6 protein-coding genes are annotated in these 18832 nt (G+C 54.0%); 5 read left to right on the top strand and 1 reads right to left on the bottom strand.

The genetic code is table 11. From position 1 onward, the window contains the following. Positions 1-130: 130 nt before the first annotated feature. Positions 131-8491: a carbohydrate binding domain-containing protein gene (locus HFP08_RS20735; RefSeq protein WP_168122525.1), complete on the top strand. Its 8361-nt coding sequence runs from the start codon at positions 131-133 to the stop codon at positions 8489-8491. Positions 8492-8609: 118 nt separating this feature from the next. Here HFP08_RS20735 and HFP08_RS20730 read toward each other — a convergent pair whose 3' ends face one another. After that, positions 8610-11171, bottom strand: a complete 2562-nt coding sequence (locus HFP08_RS20730) for a hypothetical protein (RefSeq protein ID WP_168122524.1) — start codon at positions 11169-11171, stop codon at positions 8610-8612. 287 nt (positions 11172-11458) lie between these two features. Between HFP08_RS20730 and HFP08_RS20725 the strand changes: the two genes are divergently transcribed. From HFP08_RS20725 to HFP08_RS20710, 4 genes are all read left to right on the top strand, one after another. Then, a complete protein-coding gene (locus tag HFP08_RS20725; RefSeq protein ID WP_168122523.1) occupies positions 11459-14350 on the top strand; it encodes an EAL domain-containing protein in 2892 nt (963 codons plus the stop codon). Between the two features lie 148 nt (positions 14351-14498). Continuing rightward, positions 14499-15737: a peptidase T gene (gene pepT, locus HFP08_RS20720; RefSeq protein WP_168122522.1), complete on the top strand. Its 1239-nt coding sequence runs from the start codon at positions 14499-14501 to the stop codon at positions 15735-15737. A gap of 114 nt (positions 15738-15851) precedes the next feature. Next, positions 15852-16799, top strand: coding sequence for a UV DNA damage repair endonuclease UvsE (gene uvsE / locus HFP08_RS20715; RefSeq protein WP_168122521.1), 948 nt, complete (start codon positions 15852-15854; stop codon positions 16797-16799). A 153-nt stretch (positions 16800-16952) separates the two neighbouring features. After that, positions 16953-18056, top strand: a complete 1104-nt coding sequence (locus HFP08_RS20710; RefSeq protein ID WP_168122520.1) for a nitric oxide synthase oxygenase — start codon at positions 16953-16955, stop codon at positions 18054-18056. Positions 18057-18832 lie beyond the last annotated feature (776 nt).

The following is an 18832-nucleotide window of genomic DNA, read 5'->3' as shown; positions in this document are numbered from 1 at the left end:
CTCCTTGGATGGGCTGCGGTTTTTTATTGAAACAAAAATGAAACTATATTCTCTGCCCCCTTCTCTCCTAGAATGAAGGCGATCATCTCCCCCATGGTCTGCACGGAAAATTAATCGCGAGAGGAAGGTTATGATGAATCTACTCAAAAGACTGAAACGAACGACAGCGCTGCTAGGCGTCGCTGCCATGATCCTATCCCTGTTCCATGGAAGCTATATCGCATCGGCCGCTTCCCCTGAATTGGAAGCGCATACCGGAACGCATCTGCTGCAAGCCGAGCTGAAAGGGAACGCGAACGACTGGGCTTACTATGAGCAGCAGGTCAGCGGCATCCTTCCCAACACGGACTATACGTTCGGGATTTGGGTAAAGGGCGGCGGCATCGTCACCATGAAGGTATCGTCGGCCGGCTCGACCGTTGCTTATTCGCGCCCAGCGGCTACGGACGAATGGGTCTATCAATCCGTCAGCTTCAATTCCGGCACGAAGTCGGGCTCGATGACATTCTCCATCGTCGACAGCGCTGCGACTGCGTTCCCGCAATCGACCGTCGCAGGAACGATGCTGCTCGACGATGCTTATTTCGGCGCGGACGGCTCCGGCACGAATCTCTTGCAGAACGCAAGCTTCGAGGACGACTCCACGCATTGGAACAAGTACGAGAAGGATGTCTTTGCGGTCGCGGAAGGAACAGACGGCTCCGGAGATCCCTCTGATCCCGTAGACCCTCCCGTTGATACAACAGTATACACCGGTGAGCATAGTCTGCAAGCGAATCTCCAGGGAAACTCGTCCAACTGGGCCTATATTACTCAACAAGTGACGGGCATGACGGCAGGCACCGTCTATGAAATGGGCATGTGGGTGAAAGGCGACGGGGCGGCAACAATGAAACTGTCGCGAGGCTCGGTATCCGGCAGCACGCTTACCTTCGTGCGTCAAATGGCGACAAGCGATTGGACCTATTGGACGGCCGATTATACGGCCGATTCTACTGATAACCTTAATTTTTCCATCTATGACAGCGCTTCCTTCTCGGGATCCGGCATTTCACAAGCGGATGCTCAGGGCATCATGCACATTGACGATGTTTTCTTCGGCGTAAAGGGATCAAGCGTGAATCTCCTAGCCAATCCGAGCTTCGAGGCGGCGGGCGGCCTGGATAACTGGATTACGGCCAACAACAGCTCTCCCATTGTATTTTCCGCGGCCGAGGGGATTGCCGAGAATGACGGCACCGGCGGTCCGACTGAACCGCCGGCTACAGAGCCTCCAGCCACGCAGCCGCCTGCCACCGAACCGCCGACAACGGAGCCTCCGGCTACTGACCCGCCGGACACCAATCCGGACAATCTGACTAACATCTATGCGGGCAATCGCTCCCTGCAAGCCATCACGAAAGGACAGACGAACAGCTGGAAGACGATTACGCAGCAGGTTGCAGGCATCGCCGCGAACACGGACTACACCTTCGGCCTGTGGATGAAGGGCAGCGGAGCGGTCACCGTCAAGACCGCGAAAAGCAGCGGCGAGAACATCAACTACATTCGACCGAAGGCAACCGATACATGGACGTATGTGACTTCAAGCTTCAACTCCGGAACGTATTCCGGAACAATCACCTTCACCATCTCCGACAGCGCGGGCAACGTCCTGCCGCAAGCGGAAGCGGCCGGAGAGATGTACATCGACGATGTTTTCTTCGGTCAGACAGACGGCTCCAACTTGCTTCTGAACAACGGCTTTGAGGAGCAGCTGAAGTACTGGGGCGGAGACAAAGGCGATGTGTTCATTCGTTATCCCGAACAGTCGGATAATCCCCCTGCCGAGCAGTATGACGGCATTAACAACCTGGGCGTCTACTCCTGGGATCGCAATCCCGAAGGCGTAACGGATTTCGGCGATTGGATCGGCAGAACGCCTTACCTGGCAGAGGATTTTCTCGAGCAAAATACGTGGTACGACCTGGAGGGCGGCAATCGTCTCCAGGCTTGGGAGAACACGCCTTACGCCTCCTCCATGCTATGGGCGGCCTATCCGTTCCCGAAATCCGGAGGCAGTCTCGCCGAGGCGGCCGACGGCGATTATAACGATCATTACTTGCAGCTTGGCGAGAATTTAATGGCCGCCGGCATGGATAATGCCACGATTCGCTTCGGCCATGAATTCAACGGCGGCTGGTATATCTGGTCCGTCGGCAACGCGAATGATCCCGATCATCTGCAGAAATGCGAGGATTTCGCGGAAGCCTTCCGCCAGTTCGTGACGACGCTTCGCAGCATTCCCGATCAGCATTTCAAATTCGTGTGGAATCCCTCCACCTCCATCTGGGGCGTCGATCTCGAAGCGGCATTCCCCGGCAGAGATTATGTCGACTTCGTCGGCATCGATCATTATGACCAAACCTGGGCGACAAGCGGCGGTTCATCGATTTACGGTCCCGCTTATCAAAGCGCGGATCCCACGGATCGACTTGCCAGACAGCAGCTTGCCTGGAATGCGGAAGTGAACGACGGCAACTGGGGCCTGAACATGATCGCCGACTTCGCGGCCGATCAGGGCGTTCCGCTCGGCATCTGCGAATGGGGGCTCGCCCTGCGCAAGGACGACGGCATGGGCGGCGCGGACAATGCTTATTTTATCGAGAAAATGCATGAATGGATTGGGGACAACAATGTCGCTTGGCATGTCTACTTCAACGTATCCGCAAGCGACGGCGACCATGACTTATATGACACCGTAAGCTTCCCGGAGGCATCCGCGAAGTTCAGCGAGCTGTGGAACCCGGACGGCGCTCCGGACACCTCGCCTGCAATCGAACCGTCGGACATTGCCGACATCAGCGAGCCGTATGTGAAGATCGAAGGCGAGGACGGCGTGCTGTCGGGTCCCGCTTACCGCTATCACGGCGATCCGTGGGCTTCCGGCGGCGAATTCGCCGTCATGTACAAAGCAGGCAACGCGCTCACCTTCCAGAATGCCAATGAAGCGGATGACGGCGTCGCCATTGTGTATCAAGGCTGGCAATCCAATCAGAAGGCTTCGCTGTATGTCAATAATGTGCTGGTGAAAGCGAATATTTTGTTCGAAGAGCATGGCCGCTCCTGGTCGGACAGCTACGGCTATGTCGTGCTTGACGATGTGCAAATTCCGGAAGGAGCCACTGTCAAGCTGCAGATTAACGCGAATGACGAATTGGACAATTTCGATACGCTCAAAATTGATTACCTCCTGCTGCTGGGAGCAACGGGCGAATACGTGAAGCCGGAAACAAACGGCAATGGATCCAGCGCTCTTGCGACAGTCAGTACGCCCTCGCGTACATCTTACACGCATAGCGGCGTCTGGTCGCTGACCGCATCGATCAAGGGCACGAACGACACGAACGGCTCCAGCTATTCCGCACAGCCGACGCTCACTGCCGGCACAAGCTACAACTTCGGAGCCTGGATCAAGGGCAGCGGCCGCATGGCGCTCGTCATCCAGAACACGACCTCGTGGGCGGAGGTGCTCGTAAAGCCGTTCGATGCGACTGGCGAGTGGCAGTATGTGTCCGGCATGTATACGCCGACCGCGACGGGCAAATACAATATCAAGCTTGGCGATCGGGACAATAGCGGCCAAACGGGTCTAATCTACATCGATGATGTGCGGCTCGCGACAGCCGACGGCAGCAGCACGCTGATCAGCGATGATTTCGAGGACGGGGGAGCGAAATGGTGGCATCCCGCCAACCACTTCGCGCCAGTCGACTATTCGCTGCAAGGCGACAGCGACAACGCGCACAGCGGAAGCTGGGCGATGAAGCTGAGCGCTTCCGAGGAAGGGGCAGGGGCTGCGAGCAGCCTCTCCCCCGCTTTTCCGTTAACAGCGGGCGAGCACTACACGTTCAAATTTTGGAGCAAAGGCGATGCCGACCTGTCCGTGCGACTGCGAGGCAATTCGGATGAGCAGCTTATCGCGGACGAGAGCTTTCCGGCGGAGGAGAGCGGCTCCGGGGGGACGGGCCCCGGCATCTGGGCGGAAAAATCCTTCACCGTGACGCCGCCCGCGTCAGGCGATTACAGCTTGTCCTTCGTATCGGATTCAAGCGAAGGAGAGCTCTATATCGATGACCTGCTGCTCTACGCGGCAGACTCGGGCGGCAATAACCTGATTACAAACAGCGACTTCGAGCTTGGCGACATGAATTGGACAGCTTCCGGCGGAACCTTCTCCATCGTCAAGGTCGATGAGCTGGTTTTGACGGACGGCTTGATCGATGAACTAAGCGACTTCGGCTTGACAATAGAGCAGTCGAATATGATGATTGCAACCCATAACGCAGGCTGGTACGGCGGCGACGCAACAAGAGCTGCGCGGGCGGGAGCCGGAGACGGCAGCCTCGTCTATGAGCTGCCCTATGAGCTGCATGCCCTGTCGATAGCTGCGTACGGAGCTGCCGACGCCGCTCCGATTACCGTCGCTGTATCCGCGGATGGCGATGCTTATCAAGAAATCGCCTTAACAACCGACAGCTATCCGAATTCGGCGAAGAACGATTTGCCGCTTACCGTATACGAGAGCTATGCGATTCCGGCTGGGACGCACAGCCTCATAATCACTTTGCCGGAAGATGATGCCGCGCCTTCCACGCAGCTCGCAAGCATAGTGCTGAACGCCAATTCCGCTCCTGTTGCCGCAACACCGGATTCCGGCGATATTACGGCAGGCCAGTCCATTACACTGAGTACGACGGAGAGCGGGGCGGCGATCTACTACAGCCTGAACGGCGCAGTCGGCAAAACACTGTACACGACTCCCATCGTGCTGGACAATTCCGCTTCGATTACCGCTTGGACGGAGAAGGAAGGCAAGAAGAAGAGCATCCTTCGAACGTTCACGTATCGCAACGCGGATGATATTATCGTCGATCCATACGGGCAGATCAAAGCCGCCGAATTCTCGGGCAAAATCCATAACGACGACGAGTTCGCCGAGGCCGCGATAGAAGATCGGCAGTTCCTGGACGGTCTGACGGCGCCGACCCATCGCGATAGCTATGGCGGTCTCTTGGGCAGCAAGGACACCTACGGCTTCGAGGCGACCGGCTACTTCCATATGGATAAGCTGGGGGACAAATCCGTCATGGTCGATCCGCTCGGCAATCTCTATTTCAACCTTGCCGTCAACGGCACGGGTTATGTGGACGAGACGATGACGGTCGTAAACGGCCGGGAAGAGGTGTATGACTGGCTGCCGGAGAAGACCGGCGAGTTCGCCACAGCTTACGACGGCAACGGCAACTTCTCCTTCTATGTCGCCAACCTCATTCGCAAGACAGGGCAGCCGTTCAGTCAAGCGCAATATTCGGAGGAAAGCGTAGATCTCGTGCGATCGCTCGGCTTCACCGGGCTCGGAGCGTGGTCGAACGCGGAAGGCCTGCCTTCCGTTGCCTGGCTGCCGATGCCGAATCTGAAAATCGGCGACTCTGGATTGTTTGATATCTTCCATCCGGATATGGAAAGTCAGATGGACGAGCGCTTCCAGGCGCTGTCCGCGAATCAAGGCAATTCCGAGCTGATCGGCTATATGTTCGCGAATGAAATGCCTTATGACAAGCTGAAATCAGCTGTGCCGGCCGCTGGAGCGAATGTTGGCAGCAAGTTGCGGCTGGTCGAAATGCTGCAAGAAAAATACGGCGACATCGCCGATTTCAATACGGCATGGGCGCTCGATTACAGCAGCTTCGATGCGCTGAAGAGCAGCTCATTCTCCGTGAAGACGGAGCTTGCCATGCAGGATATGGATGCCTTCACGCAGCTTTACCTGGACGAATTGTATAAGAAGATCGCCTTCTACACGAGGAAATATGATCCTGACCATCTTGTTATGGGCGACAGATGGCTGGCGAATGTGATGAACGACAGCAAGCTGAGCGAAGAACTGGCAGAAGCCGCCGGCAAATATATGGATGTGCTGACGTACAACTATTACACCTACGATCTGAACCTGGACAGACTGCAGCATCTCTACGACATCGCCGGAGAAACGCCGTTCATCATGACGGAGTTCCACTACGGCGACCCGACGACGGGACTCACGTTCGCCGCGCGGATGGCCGAGGATGAGCATGAGAAGGGGCTCATGTACCGCAACTATGTGGAGAAGGCCGCCGCATCCGGCATCATTGTCGGGGCCAATTGGTTCTCCTTCCTCGATCAAGCGCCTACCGGAAGATGGTTCCAAGGTCTGAACGGCGAGGCGGGAGCGATCGGATTGCTGAACGTGGCGGGTCGTCCCTATCAGGATTTCCTCGCCTCCATATCCGAGAGCAACGGGAAAATCTATGATCTGATTCTGGGCAATGATGAGCCCTATCAGTATGCGTTCAAGCCCGGACAGGTCGAGCGCGCCTCCGACAAGAAGCTGGACGTCGCGAAGAGCGACGCGGCTCCCGTCATCGGAGATTTCAGCGCGGACTGGAGCGAGGCGGCTTCCGCCGAGCTAACCTCGGTCGATCTCGTGCTCGGCATTAATCAGACGGGAATCGGCAGCCGTATGCAACTGACATGGGATGAGGATTACTTCTATTTCCGCGCGCATATCGACGATCCAACGCCGATGGAAAGTCCGAATGTCCTTAAAGGCAAGACGATTCCGGCCGCCAACGCCTATCTATGGGCGGGCGACGCGATCGAGCTGTTCTTCGGTCCGCGGAACGTGAATGACGGCGGCTCCATGCAGTTCAGCGACAGCCAGATTCTGCTCGCTGCCGCAGAAGAAGAAAGCGGCGCCATGCAAACCGCTTACTATTGGACCGGCTTCAAACAAGAAGAGCAGCCGGACATCCTGATGGCCGCAAGCCTCGACGAAGACGGGCTTGGTTACACGATCGACGCGAAGATTGCCTTCGCGGATATCGGCATCACGGAACCGAAGGATGGAACCGTCATCCGTTATGACATGGGCTTCGACGAAGGCGGAGCGAAGGGCCGCGAGCGCCAATTCTACTGGAACGGCGTCGATGGAAATTCGACGAATCGGGAGAAGTGGGGCCAGATTATTTTGCGGGACGAAGCGGTGGACACTCCCGGGGAAAACAGCGACGACGGCGGCTCGAGCGCAGGAAATGACGGAGACGAAAACGGCGGCGCGGGCACAGATGGCAACGATGCAGGCTCCGATACAGGCAGCAATGACAGCGATGGAGGTTCCCATGCAGACGGTGACGACGACTCCGCTGCGCCTAATGAAATCGACATGAACGGCGCGCCGACTGCTTCGCTTGACTTCAATCCTGGCAGCAACAGCTACGCGGCATCATTGTCGCCTGTTGACGGCAAGGCTTACTTGAGCGTGTCGAACGGGAATTTGTCCAGGTTGAAGGAAGCGAACCCGAATTCGGTCATTGCAATGATGACGCCGTTCGGCGGATACAGGCTTCCGACAGACCTGGCTGATCGGATTCCCGAATTGACAACCTTGCTGGAGAACAATAGCCTTACAGCGAACGATATCAGCTTCAAGGTCACCCTGAAGGATACCAGCGAGGACGCCTCCACCAAGGAGGCCGTATCCACGCAATATCCAGGCAGTAAGCTGATTGGCAGCGCCTCTTACACGATTGAGATTTTGAATGCGAAGACAGGGGCTGTCATCTCTGAAGCGTCGAACTTCAACAGCAGCATCTCGCGCCTCATTCGACTTCCCGATACAATGGTGAGTGCGGACGGCAGCGAAGTTCCTTATGCACTGCCCGACTATTGGGCCGTATGGAAGCTGGATGACGCTTCGGGCGAGCTTGTATTCATCCCGCATAAGACGGAAGTCATTGACGGGGTTCGATATATCGTCATCGCTTCACATACGAACAGCGTCTACATCACTGCCGAGAATGCCATCGCTTTTCATGATGTCGCGGCGGACAAATGGTATACGCCGAATGTGGAGCAAGCAGCTGCCAAAGGTCTTGTCCATGGCATCGGCGCAGGAAACTATGCGCCCGAGGTAGCCGTCACACGCGCGCAATTCACCCAAATGCTCGTGAATCTGCTGACGCTGCCAATGACAGGCGACCATATTCCGGCGCAAGCCTACAGCGATGTCGCCGCGACAAGCTTCTATTATCCCGCTGTCATGAAGGCGCGCGCAGCGGGCTTGCTCGACGGCTTGACCGAAGACAAGATGAACGAATCATCCGACGATCAAGCAGCCGGCAAGCTGCATCCCAACCAGCCCATTACCAGAGAGGAAATGGCAGGCATGATTGCAGCGGCGGCAGCCTATCTGAAGCTGGATGGGAACGCCGAGACACTTGATCTGAGCGATGTTTTCACAGACTTCGACAGCGTCAAGGCGGATTACAAGGATGATGTCCGAACCGTCTACTCGCTTAAAATCATGCAAGGAACGACGCTTGACCGCTTCGAGCCTGCCGGCATCACCACCCGCGCGCAAGCCGCGACGGTGCTCATGAATACGGCGAAGGCATTCGGCTTGATCGACTGAGTATGCTATACGGGGCTAGTCACACCACAATCTGATTCATCCATGACTTCATTTACGAACAGAACGGGCCACCCTCCGCAATCGGAGAGAGGCCCGTTCTTCTTCATTCAGAGCGACGCTAATCCTTGTATTCCACCAGTGTAAAGGCCCGATTCCCCTTATCGCCATTCTTCACTTCCAAGCCCTCATAATAGCCTTCGACCACATGACGCTGACGTCTTCCATCCGACACATCCACATCGACAAGCTCCGTGTACAAGGTCTTCCTGGCCGGGAGGCTGTCTCCACGGTAATATTCATAGCGATCAAATTCATTGCTGTGAAGCAGGAAATACAGATGATTGCTTCTCAGCACCAGCTTGCCCATATCCGAGTAATTTTGCTGGAACAAGGTTCGCACACTGTTCCTCTCGAGATTAATGGCCAGCACCTGGTAGCCCTGCAGCAGATACAGTCTCCCCGCTTCCGCATCGAGCGCGTAAGAGTTCTCCCCATAAGGCGTGCGATCGTAGATGCCGTCCGGCTGCGCGCGAGGAATTTCGATTCGGCTCAGCCACTTCCCTTGCCTGTCGAATAGGTCTATTCGGTTATCCAACAGCACGAGCACTTCATCTTCGTAAGGAATCATTCGCACGATGCCTCTGTAGTTCTCGTTTCGACCAATGTAGAACGAGCGCAATTGGTTAGTCTCCCCATTATATTGATACACATAGCCAAAGAGATAATACCAGCTCAGCCCTGAAGCTCCATCTTCAAAATATTGCTGAGGACGAAACCAATCATACGCTTGCTTCGCCAGCTTCACTGTGGAGTAGTAGGCCTGTTCCTCCGTCCCGACAACCTTAAGGTCGCTATCCAGCGTAATTACGCTCCCGAGCGAATCAACCTGGATTCGCTCGCCCGCCAGCATCAGCTTGGAAGGCGTCGGAACCGCCTGCTCCGCCACAAGCTCCAGCTTCTCATTCAGCTCCATCACGCGATTTCCTTCGGTATCCGCAATGATCCATCCACCGTCATCCGCTCGAAGGAAATCCCTCGCGCCGTTGCCGCCGAAGCCTTCGGAGACAGAGACCGTTATCGTAACAGGCACAACGCCAAGCTCATGAATAGAATGATCCTTGAACGACAGAAGATGATTGTCGATCAGCATATACCACACCGAATCAATCAGCCGATATGTCTCCGAAAAGCCGTAATCGCTCCCCTGATAGAGCGAATTCTTCGCTTCGCGGACTTCATCCGGAATCTTCGCGTTCGTATTATCTTCATCCTCCGGCCATGCCGGTATCACATGACTCGATCGAGCCTCTTCGCGATTCTCTGGCGCCTCCCGCTTCTGGTTGAAGTCCGCGAGCGGAGACGCCCAGTCAAACCAGCCTCCTTCCTCACCCGCGCTGACCGCATTGCCCTCATTCCCCTCACTACCCGCATTGCCAAGATTTCCATAGATCAAATCTTGCCACGAGATGTACTTCACCTCCCCGCCGACATCAAACTTCATATAATCGCCATCCGTAAGCAGCAGCTTTGCCCCATCCAGAGGGAAGGACAGCGAGCGGGGCGCTGCTTCCTCCGAGCCTTCTTCATAACCGAAGCCCTCCCCATACTGAATTACTTCCAATTGATCAGAATCGGCATGCACGAAGGTGCGGCCATCGTTCAGCAATTGATATTCATCCGCCCACAGCCTTGGCTCGAACGGGAAGGATACGTCTGAATAAAGCAGAGACATCCGCTCCTCCCCCGCTTGATCGCGGAACCGACCAAGTATGCGAGAGTCGTCTCCATCCGATTCGCCCGTAGAATCCGGCGCTGTCACAAGCACCCGCTTCATATCCTTGAGCGTCAGCCCGTCATAGAAGCGAACCAGGAAATCTCTCTCATTCTTCTGGTAAAAGATCGTGCTGCCGTTTAGACTATACGCATGCACCATCAGACCACCCTGCATTGAAACCGCGCGGTTATTACTGAGCACATCCACGCCGTTCTTCTTCTCTGGAATATCCTGATCTGGTTCTCCTCTTCGCAAGCCATGCCATGCGCCCGTCGATGGATCAATGACAGACTCCGAATAGGAGTCACCGTTCAATGTCGTCATGAAGAACAATTCCGGACTCTCCGCGATCATCACCGACAGCACCTCATGCGGTCCGAAGAACTTCACTTTGGTTGCGCTGATACTGGGCGTTGAACCCAGCTTCACGACCTGCCAATCGCCAAGCATGCCGTTCCCGTTCTCGACATTCTGCTCCTTCTCCTTCAACTGCGCGCCGAGGAGCATATACTCGCCTGCAATCCACGCCTGAACAGGATTTGGATTCGTCCATTCATAGAGGCTCTCTGCCAATTCCCCCTCCTTCTCGTAATAGAGACGGTCTTGAAGCGCGAAGATTCTCGTACCCTCTTGCTGCCAGAGTAGATGCGGTTCATTCGCATCAGACATGAATTCCGCATCGGATGATCGCCGTACCAAATCCTCAGGTGCAGCTGTCGATACCGGCTCTGCGGAAGGATCATCAAAGGTGATCTTGGTCGATTGTCCGCCTTGATTCGCTGCCGTTTCCGCATGGTTCCCCGCCGGCGCCTTCACGCGCTCGTTCTCCAGGAAGAACACGAGTGCCGCGATCAACATGCAGACGCCAGCTGCTATGAGAAAAGCCTTCTTCTTTTTTCGAATCATATGCATCCCCCCCATTTGCCGCCCATAATCATCTAAACGCTTCAAGTAGCCAAAAAGTTCCTTATCATTGCAGGAATGGAAAATAGATATTCATTTTATCTTCTGTTTCATTTTTTGACGAAAAGGGTATAATCCCTTAAACTGTGTGCGTAAAATTATGAGTCGCCGGTCATAAACTCCATTACAAATGAAGCCGAATGCAGTAGAATAGAACTACATGCGCCACAACCTCACCTTGCATGATAGGTTACTATCGTTACTCATTCCGATTTGAGGAGATGATCACCATGAAGCTGTTCAAGAAGAAAAGAAATCATCAAACTGGAAAAATAATAGCGATCAACCCTGACTACGATTATTTGCTGGAGCAGCCGCTTCATCTTTCTTTTATCGAAAACCACCCTTCTCCGGTCATTATACTGAACACAGACGGCGAAGTCGTCGCCTATAATCAGCAAATTATTGCCTTCTCCAAGCTGCATCCTGACCGAATTCCGAAATATCTGGAGCAATTCAGCGACCCTACGTTCATCCATCATTTCCGCCGATGCGCGGCCGACAAGAGACCGCAGCAATTCAAATCGTTCATTCACGATCATACTCAGGAGAAGCTGCATGTCGAGATTATGCTCATTCCCATTATGTTCAGTGATGCTTTCGTTGGCGCATTCGGCGTCTATCGGGACCTCTCCGAGCTCGATGCGATTCAAGCCACCGTACATGACCAGGAGATCAATCTGAACGAATCGGAGAAGCTCGCGAATGTCGGCAGCTGCAAATATCTAATCTCTACCGACGAATACATATGGTCTGATAACGCCTATCGCATACTTGGCATCCATCCTGCGCAATATCCGAATTTCACCTTCGAGCAGTTCATGGCCTTCGTGCATCCGGAGGATGCCCCGGCTCTGCAGCACAGCTTAATCGAGGCCGTCGACAGCCAGAAGGAGGTTGCCGTTCAATACCGCATCATCCGGCCCGACGGCGCTCATCGCTCCATTAGCGGACAGTTGGTGTTCCACATGGACAAGCGCGGCGAGCCTAGTCGAATGTTCGCGATTCTCCAGGATATTACGGATCGCGAATTTCTGAAGTCGGATGCGCAGAACAAGGAAAGCCACTCCCACATTATTTTCAACAATCTGGATGTTTGCATCTGGTCGATGGATGTTGCCCAGAATAAAATTACATTCTGCTCCAAAGCATGCGAGGGTATTTATCAGATTCCCGTAAGCGCTTTCCTTGCTAATCCGCTTATGTGGAAGGAAGCCATTCACCCCGACGATATCGACCTGGTCGAGCGCAATCAACGCATTCTCGAACGAGGAGAAATTCTGAATCATGAATACCGAATCATCGTCGGCTACGACAAGGAAATCAAGTGGGTTCGGGACCATATTATCCCGACGGTCGATGAGAACGGTCAGCTTGTGCAGCTCGACGGCATCGTGCAGGATATTACGAAGCAGAAGCTGTCGGACAACCAGCTGGCCCATATCGCCAACCACGATCAACTCACGAAGCTGCTTAACCGCAACGCGTTGAATCAGGATATGGAGAGATGGATCGGCACTCAAACATCCTTCGGCATCTGCATGCTGGACCTGGACGGCTTCAAACGAATCAATGATTCTCTCGGGCATGAGATCGGCGACCAACTGCTGGCGGCCTGCGCGATCAGACTCGAGCATGTATCCAGAGGAATGGGATATGCCTATCGCGTCGGAGGCGATGAATTCGCCTTGCTCTTCCCCACGAAGGAATTCGAGGAGGAGCTGCACGAGAGAATGGAGCATATTATCACCAGACTGCAGGAGGCTTTCCAGCTTCAAGACTATCAGCTGTTTATCTCCGCGAGCATAGGTGTCTGCTTCTATCCGAATGACGGAGATACGGTTGACGAGCTTCTGAAGAAGGCGGATCAAGCTATGTACCGCGCCAAAAACACGGGCAAAAACACCTATCAAATCTATGCCCAGGCTGCGGATATCGACGCTTTCAAAACGTACACGCTTGAGCGTGATCTGCGAAAAGCGCTGGATCGGCATGAGCTCTACCTGGAATATCAGCCGAAGGTAGATGCCTTCACGAAGCGCATCGTAGGCATGGAGGCGCTGGTACGTTGGAGGCATGACGAATGGGGCATTATCTCTCCCCAGGAATTCATCACGATTGCCGAGCAGAGCGATCTTATTCTGAAGATCGATGAGTACGTGTTCAAGAAGGCTGTCGAGCAGTTGTCGAGCTGGATCAAGGCCGGCATTCCGCTGAAGCCGGTCGCAATCAACATGTCCGCAAAGCATTTCTACCGCTCCGCGCTCGCGGAGAAGGTGTCGGCTATGTTGAAGCGCTATGAAGTACCGGCGCCGCTCATCATTATCGAGATTACGGAGACCTCCTTGCTCGGACATGAGAGCAACGTGCTCAAGGAGCTTAACAAGCTGATGGAGCTTGGCATTACCTTCTCGCTTGATGATTATGGAACAGGCTACTCCTCTTTGAATTATCTCAAGCAATTCCGCTTCCACAGTCTGAAGATCGACCGATCCTTGATTGCCGACATGCTGGACGAGAAGAACGAGATGCTCGTGAAATCGATTATTCAGGTTGCCCATTGCCTCAATATGAAGGTCATTGCGGAAGGCGTAGAAGTGAAGGGCCAATTCGATATTCTGAAGAAGATGAAATGCGATGTCATTCAAGGTTTCTTCTTCAGCAAGCCCGTCAGCGCCGAGGAAGTGGAAGCGCAGCTCAAGAACACATTCCTGACGCCCAAGAGCTTGAAGGTCAAGCCTGGTATTGAGAGAAGAAAATACTTCCGGGTCGACCTTCCCGAGCCGATTCCGGCGACGATGACGATTCACACCGTCGACGAGAAGCCTGTTGTCGTAGGCAGCTCGACCATTATGCTGGAGAATATCGGACTCGCCGGCTTATGCTTTCGAACTCCGCTCAAGCTGCCGGTTAACAACAAGGTCATCTATCTCTTCCACTGGGTCATGCTTGGCGAGAGCGTGAGCGCGCTCGGACAGCTGGTCTGGACGTCAGAGGGCAATGAATATCACAACTACGGCGTCGAATTCCGTATGGTTGAGAGTCATCGCAAGAAGCTTTACGCGCTGTTGACAGCTTTCATGCGGAGACATGCCGTGGACATCCCGGAAGATGGAATTTAACTGTCTCCGTCTGCCATCGATCGTGAAGCCCATTCGGCGATTTCGCTTGGCATTTTTTGGGGGAGAGATTTCGCGATTTGGGCTTGAACATCGATTGTATTATACTGGGCTCATACCCAAAACCCACTGAATTGGAGCTGATCTGCAAGTGACGACGAAATCCGAGATTATTTCTCGTTTCATCTCTTATGCAAAGATTGATACGCAGTCGAATGAGAACAATACCGAATGTCCCTCCACTCCGGGGCAGCTGACGCTCGGGCGACAATTGGTCAAGGAGCTGAAGGCCGTCGGCATGCAGGAAGTGACCATGGACGAGAACGGCTACGTGATGGCCACATTGCCGGCGAATACGGACAAGGACGTGCCGGTCATCGGCTTTCTGGCACATATGGATACGGCGACCGACTTCACGGGCGCGAACGTGAAGCCGAAGGTCGTCGATATCTACGACGGCGGAGATATTATCTTGAACTCGGAGGAGAACATTGTGCTCTCCCCGCGCGACTTCCCGGAATTGCCGGAATACAAAGGCCATACGCTTATTATGACGGACGGCACGACCTTGCTTGGCGCAGACGATAAGGCGGGGTTGACGGAGATTATGACCGCCATGGTCTATTTGCTCGCCCACCCCGAGATCAAGCACGGTAAAATTCGGGTGGCATTCACGCCGGACGAGGAGATCGGACGAGGCGCACATCGTTTTGATGTCGCCGCATTTGGAGCCAAGTACGCTTATACGATGGACGGAGGCCCGCTTGGCGAGCTGCAATACGAGAGCTTCAACGCCGCTTCGGCCCATATTACGATCCGGGGCAAGAATGTGCATCCCGGCACGGCCAAGGGCAAGATGATTCATGCTGCGAAGATCGCGATGGAGCTCCACCACGAGCTGCCCGTGAACGAAGCTCCCGAATATACAGAGGGATATCAGGGCTTCTATCATCTCATCTCCATGGAAGGGGATGTCGAGAATGCGGAGCTGCGCTATATTATCCGCGATCATGATCAGGATCATTTCAATGAGAGAAAAGCGGAGATGGCAAGGATCGTCAAGGTATTGAACGCGAAGTATAGCGGGCAGCGCCTGAAGCTTGAGTTGAAGGATCAATATTTCAATATGGGTGAGAAAATCAAGCCTGTCATGGAAATCGTCGACATTGCGCAGCAAGCCATGGTCAATCTCGGCATCACGCCGTTAATCGAGCCGATTAGAGGCGGCACCGACGGCTCGCAGCTTTCCTATATGGGTCTGCCCACACCGAATATCTTCACCGGGGGCCGCAATTATCATGGCCGTTATGAGTATGTATCCGTCGATCATATGCAGCTTGCCGTTCAGACTATTGTGGAAATGGTGCGACTCTATGAAGCCCAGAGCTGAAGTTTCACAAGCTGCCCCGTCGTATGGAGCGCCTGACGGGACGAGCAACGGCGATTACGGTATCCTCCTTGCGAGCGGCTCCATTGTGGTACAGCGCTCTGCTGGCGGTGACCTATGAAAATTCGTCTCGGCTTCGTCTCAACGGCACTCGCGATCTACAATAATACGCCCAGCTCTACCTTCACCTACAAGCTCTTCTCCCAGCGTCCGAGTGAAGAGGCGCTTCAGCATGCGATTGCCGTCGGACGCAAAAATCTGAATGCCACGATGCGCATTCTGTATTACAATGCTGCCCATGGCATCCAGCTGTTCCGGCTGTCTTCGTCGCTTATTCCGCTCGCTACGCATCCCGACGTCGACATTGATGTGGCGAAAGAATATCGCGAGGAATTGCAGAGACTCGGCGCGTTCGCGCGGGAGCATAACATGCGGCTCAGCATGCATCCAAGCCAGTACACGCTGCTGAACGGGAAGGATGCCGTCGTTGCCGCAGCCGTTCGCGATCTTGAATACCATGCGGCAATTCTGGACGGCATGGGGCTTGGCGATGAAGCGATTATCAACATTCATGTCGGCGGCGTGTACGGAGACAAGACGGCGGCCATGCAGCGGCTCGTCGACAACTTCCCGCTCGTGCCCAAGCATATTCAGCGGCGCATGACCTTCGAGAACGATGACAAAACCTATACGCTGGAGGAAACGGCCGAGGTGTGCCGGCGCATGAAGCGGCCGCTTATGCTCGATCTCCATCATGACTGGTGCAACCCTTCCGAGACGAGTCCGCTCGAGATGATTCCGTTCATCCGCGAGTCATGGGACGATATCCCGATCAAGATTCACGTCTCCTCGCCACGGGACGAGAAGGATTTCAGGGCGCATCATGATTATATTGACCCCGAGCAATTGATCGCGTTTCTCCGCCGCTGCCGCGAGCTCGACGTGCCGCAGGTTGACGTGATGGTGGAGGCGAAGATGAAAGATCTGGCCGCCCTCAAGCTGGCTGAGGATCTCGGCAAAATCCGAGGCGTGAAGCGACTGGACGGCGCTGTTCTGCAGTGGTGAAGCTTCATGGCGTTCGTATCCACATGCGGATAGACTGTCACATCATCCGATATGCGATAAGCTGCCGCTCACGGGCATTCATTCCGGCCGCTTTGGAATGCCTCTCCCCTTCCGTTATAATGATAGAAGTACATAAGACTGGGGAGACGGATTATGCTTGAGACACAACGTTTGATGGAGGAGGCGGATGCTTTCATCCGCTTGCTGCATCGGGAAAGACAACTTGAAGACAGCTGGAGAGATCAACGAATAACCGAGATTCATGCGGAAATACAGTCAAGCGGGAGCTACGCGCATACGGTGGAGGAACTGGCCTATGGCGCCAAGCTTGCCTGGAGAAACAATAATCGTTGTATCGGGCGACTGTTCTGGGACAGTCTGAACGTGATCGACGCAAGAAGGCTCCAGACGGAAGAGGAAATAGCCCAGGCGCTGCTCGCCCACATCGAGCTGGCAACCAACGGAGGCAAGATAAGGCCGCTCGTCACCGCCCTCAGACCCGCTTCGCCTGGCAATGAGGAAATCCGCATCTTGAATTATCAGCTTATCCGCTATGCGGGCTATGAGTCCGCCGATGGCATTGTCGGAGATCCCGATTCCGTGGCATTGACGAAGCGGTGCATGGAGCTGGGCTGGCGCGGAGCCGGCACGAACTTCGATGTGCTTCCGCTTGTTATTCAGATTGGCGATCGCAAACCGCGGTGGTTCAAAATTCCTGACGAAATCATTTGTGAAGTAGACATTGTGCATCCCGAGATTGCCTCATTCTCCGAGCTTGAACTTCAATGGTACGGCGTTCCCATTGTCTCCAATATGCGACTGGAGATCGGCGGTATCCATTACACCGCGGCCCCGTTCAACGGCTGGTATATGGGGACGGAGATTGGAGCCCGCAACCTGGCCGATCAGAGCCGTTATAATAAGCTGCCTCAGGTGGCCGAGCTTATGGGTCTTGACCGAAGTCGCGAGTCTAGCTTATGGCGTGATAAAGCATTGGTTGAGCTTAATGTCGCTGTGCTGCACTCCTTCAAGCGACAAGGCGTCTCTATCGTCGATCATCACACGGCCGCGCATCAATTCGGCCGCTTCGAAGAGAATGAGCGAGCCGCCGGTCGAGCGATCACCGGTAACTGGGTATGGCTTATCCCGCCCGTCTCGCCTGCCACAACGGAAATCTTCCATCGTCCCTTCGACAATACTGTCGTACGGCCGAACTTCTTCAACCAGGCTCCCGTGCCGATATTAACCCGCAGCTGATTGATGGCTGCGGTTTTTTTGTGCGCACTAAAGCCCATTTTGTGGATCTCCTCCATCTATTTGCATAAGCATGATTTGAACTCAACCTACCAAATTGGATTAACGAAGACTCATAACGTTAAACGCCTGAATCTCCGGCCTGCATGAATCTAACGAATATTGGTATCGTTATTTCATCCAAACGAGCATGATTGCAGCCCAAAACCATGAAATAAGACGATAGATCTTCGTTAGAATGGAATAGGATGCCTTTTTATGCTCTTAACGTTATCCAGTTTCGTTAGCGCTCCGCCTGGCTTCATCCAAGCCTCTTATCGAGATCTTTCCGTTATGTTCAACCTGCAGCTTCCAGAGCAAAGCAGCTTTGAAAGCATCATATAGCTAAAATCGCCTAAAAAAGTACGTTACTCAAATTATATAAATGACTGCAAGATGAAACGATGGAATTTCAAATAGTATAGCCCCCCTTGGCGAAGCAAGCTTTCTTATGCGTGCAGATTTGAAAAACCATAATACCCTTAAATGGCAATTGATGGTACAATAGGAAGCAAGAATCTTCCTACTAGAGTCGGCTAATGAATGATCTATCGATAAGCAGAATTCGAAGGGAATATTAAAATGAAATTTTTCATCAAATTTTGTTGCTGGCTGCTGCTCGCTCTATATCTTCTTGTTCTCTATAACTCAACTTTCGCAGCTTGAAATAGGTAGGTAGGCCTTGATGTAGCTGGGCAAAGCGGCGATCCAGTGTTGGAGTTGACGCTGAATCAAAGTCG

Origin of the sequence: Paenibacillus sp. HB172176, assembly GCF_011947265.1 — a bacterium.
Classification (GTDB): Bacteria; Bacillota; Bacilli; order Paenibacillales; family Paenibacillaceae; genus Pristimantibacillus.
Note: the sequence above shows the minus strand (reverse complement) of the source record. Positions and strands in the feature narration are given on the sequence as shown.

Coding starts and splice junctions, on each gene's coding strand:
- uvsE (WP_168122521.1), top strand. CDS start 15,852: ATGAAAATTCGTCTCGGCTTCGTCTCAACGGCACTCGCGATCTACAAT.
- HFP08_RS20710 (WP_168122520.1), top strand. CDS start 16,953: ATGCTTGAGACACAACGTTTGATGGAGGAGGCGGATGCTTTCATCCGC.
- HFP08_RS20725 (WP_168122523.1), top strand. CDS start 11,459: ATGAAGCTGTTCAAGAAGAAAAGAAATCATCAAACTGGAAAAATAATA.
- HFP08_RS20735 (WP_168122525.1), top strand. CDS start 131: ATGATGAATCTACTCAAAAGACTGAAACGAACGACAGCGCTGCTAGGC.
- HFP08_RS20730 (WP_168122524.1), bottom strand. CDS start 11,171: ATGATTCGAAAAAAGAAGAAGGCTTTTCTCATAGCAGCTGGCGTCTGC.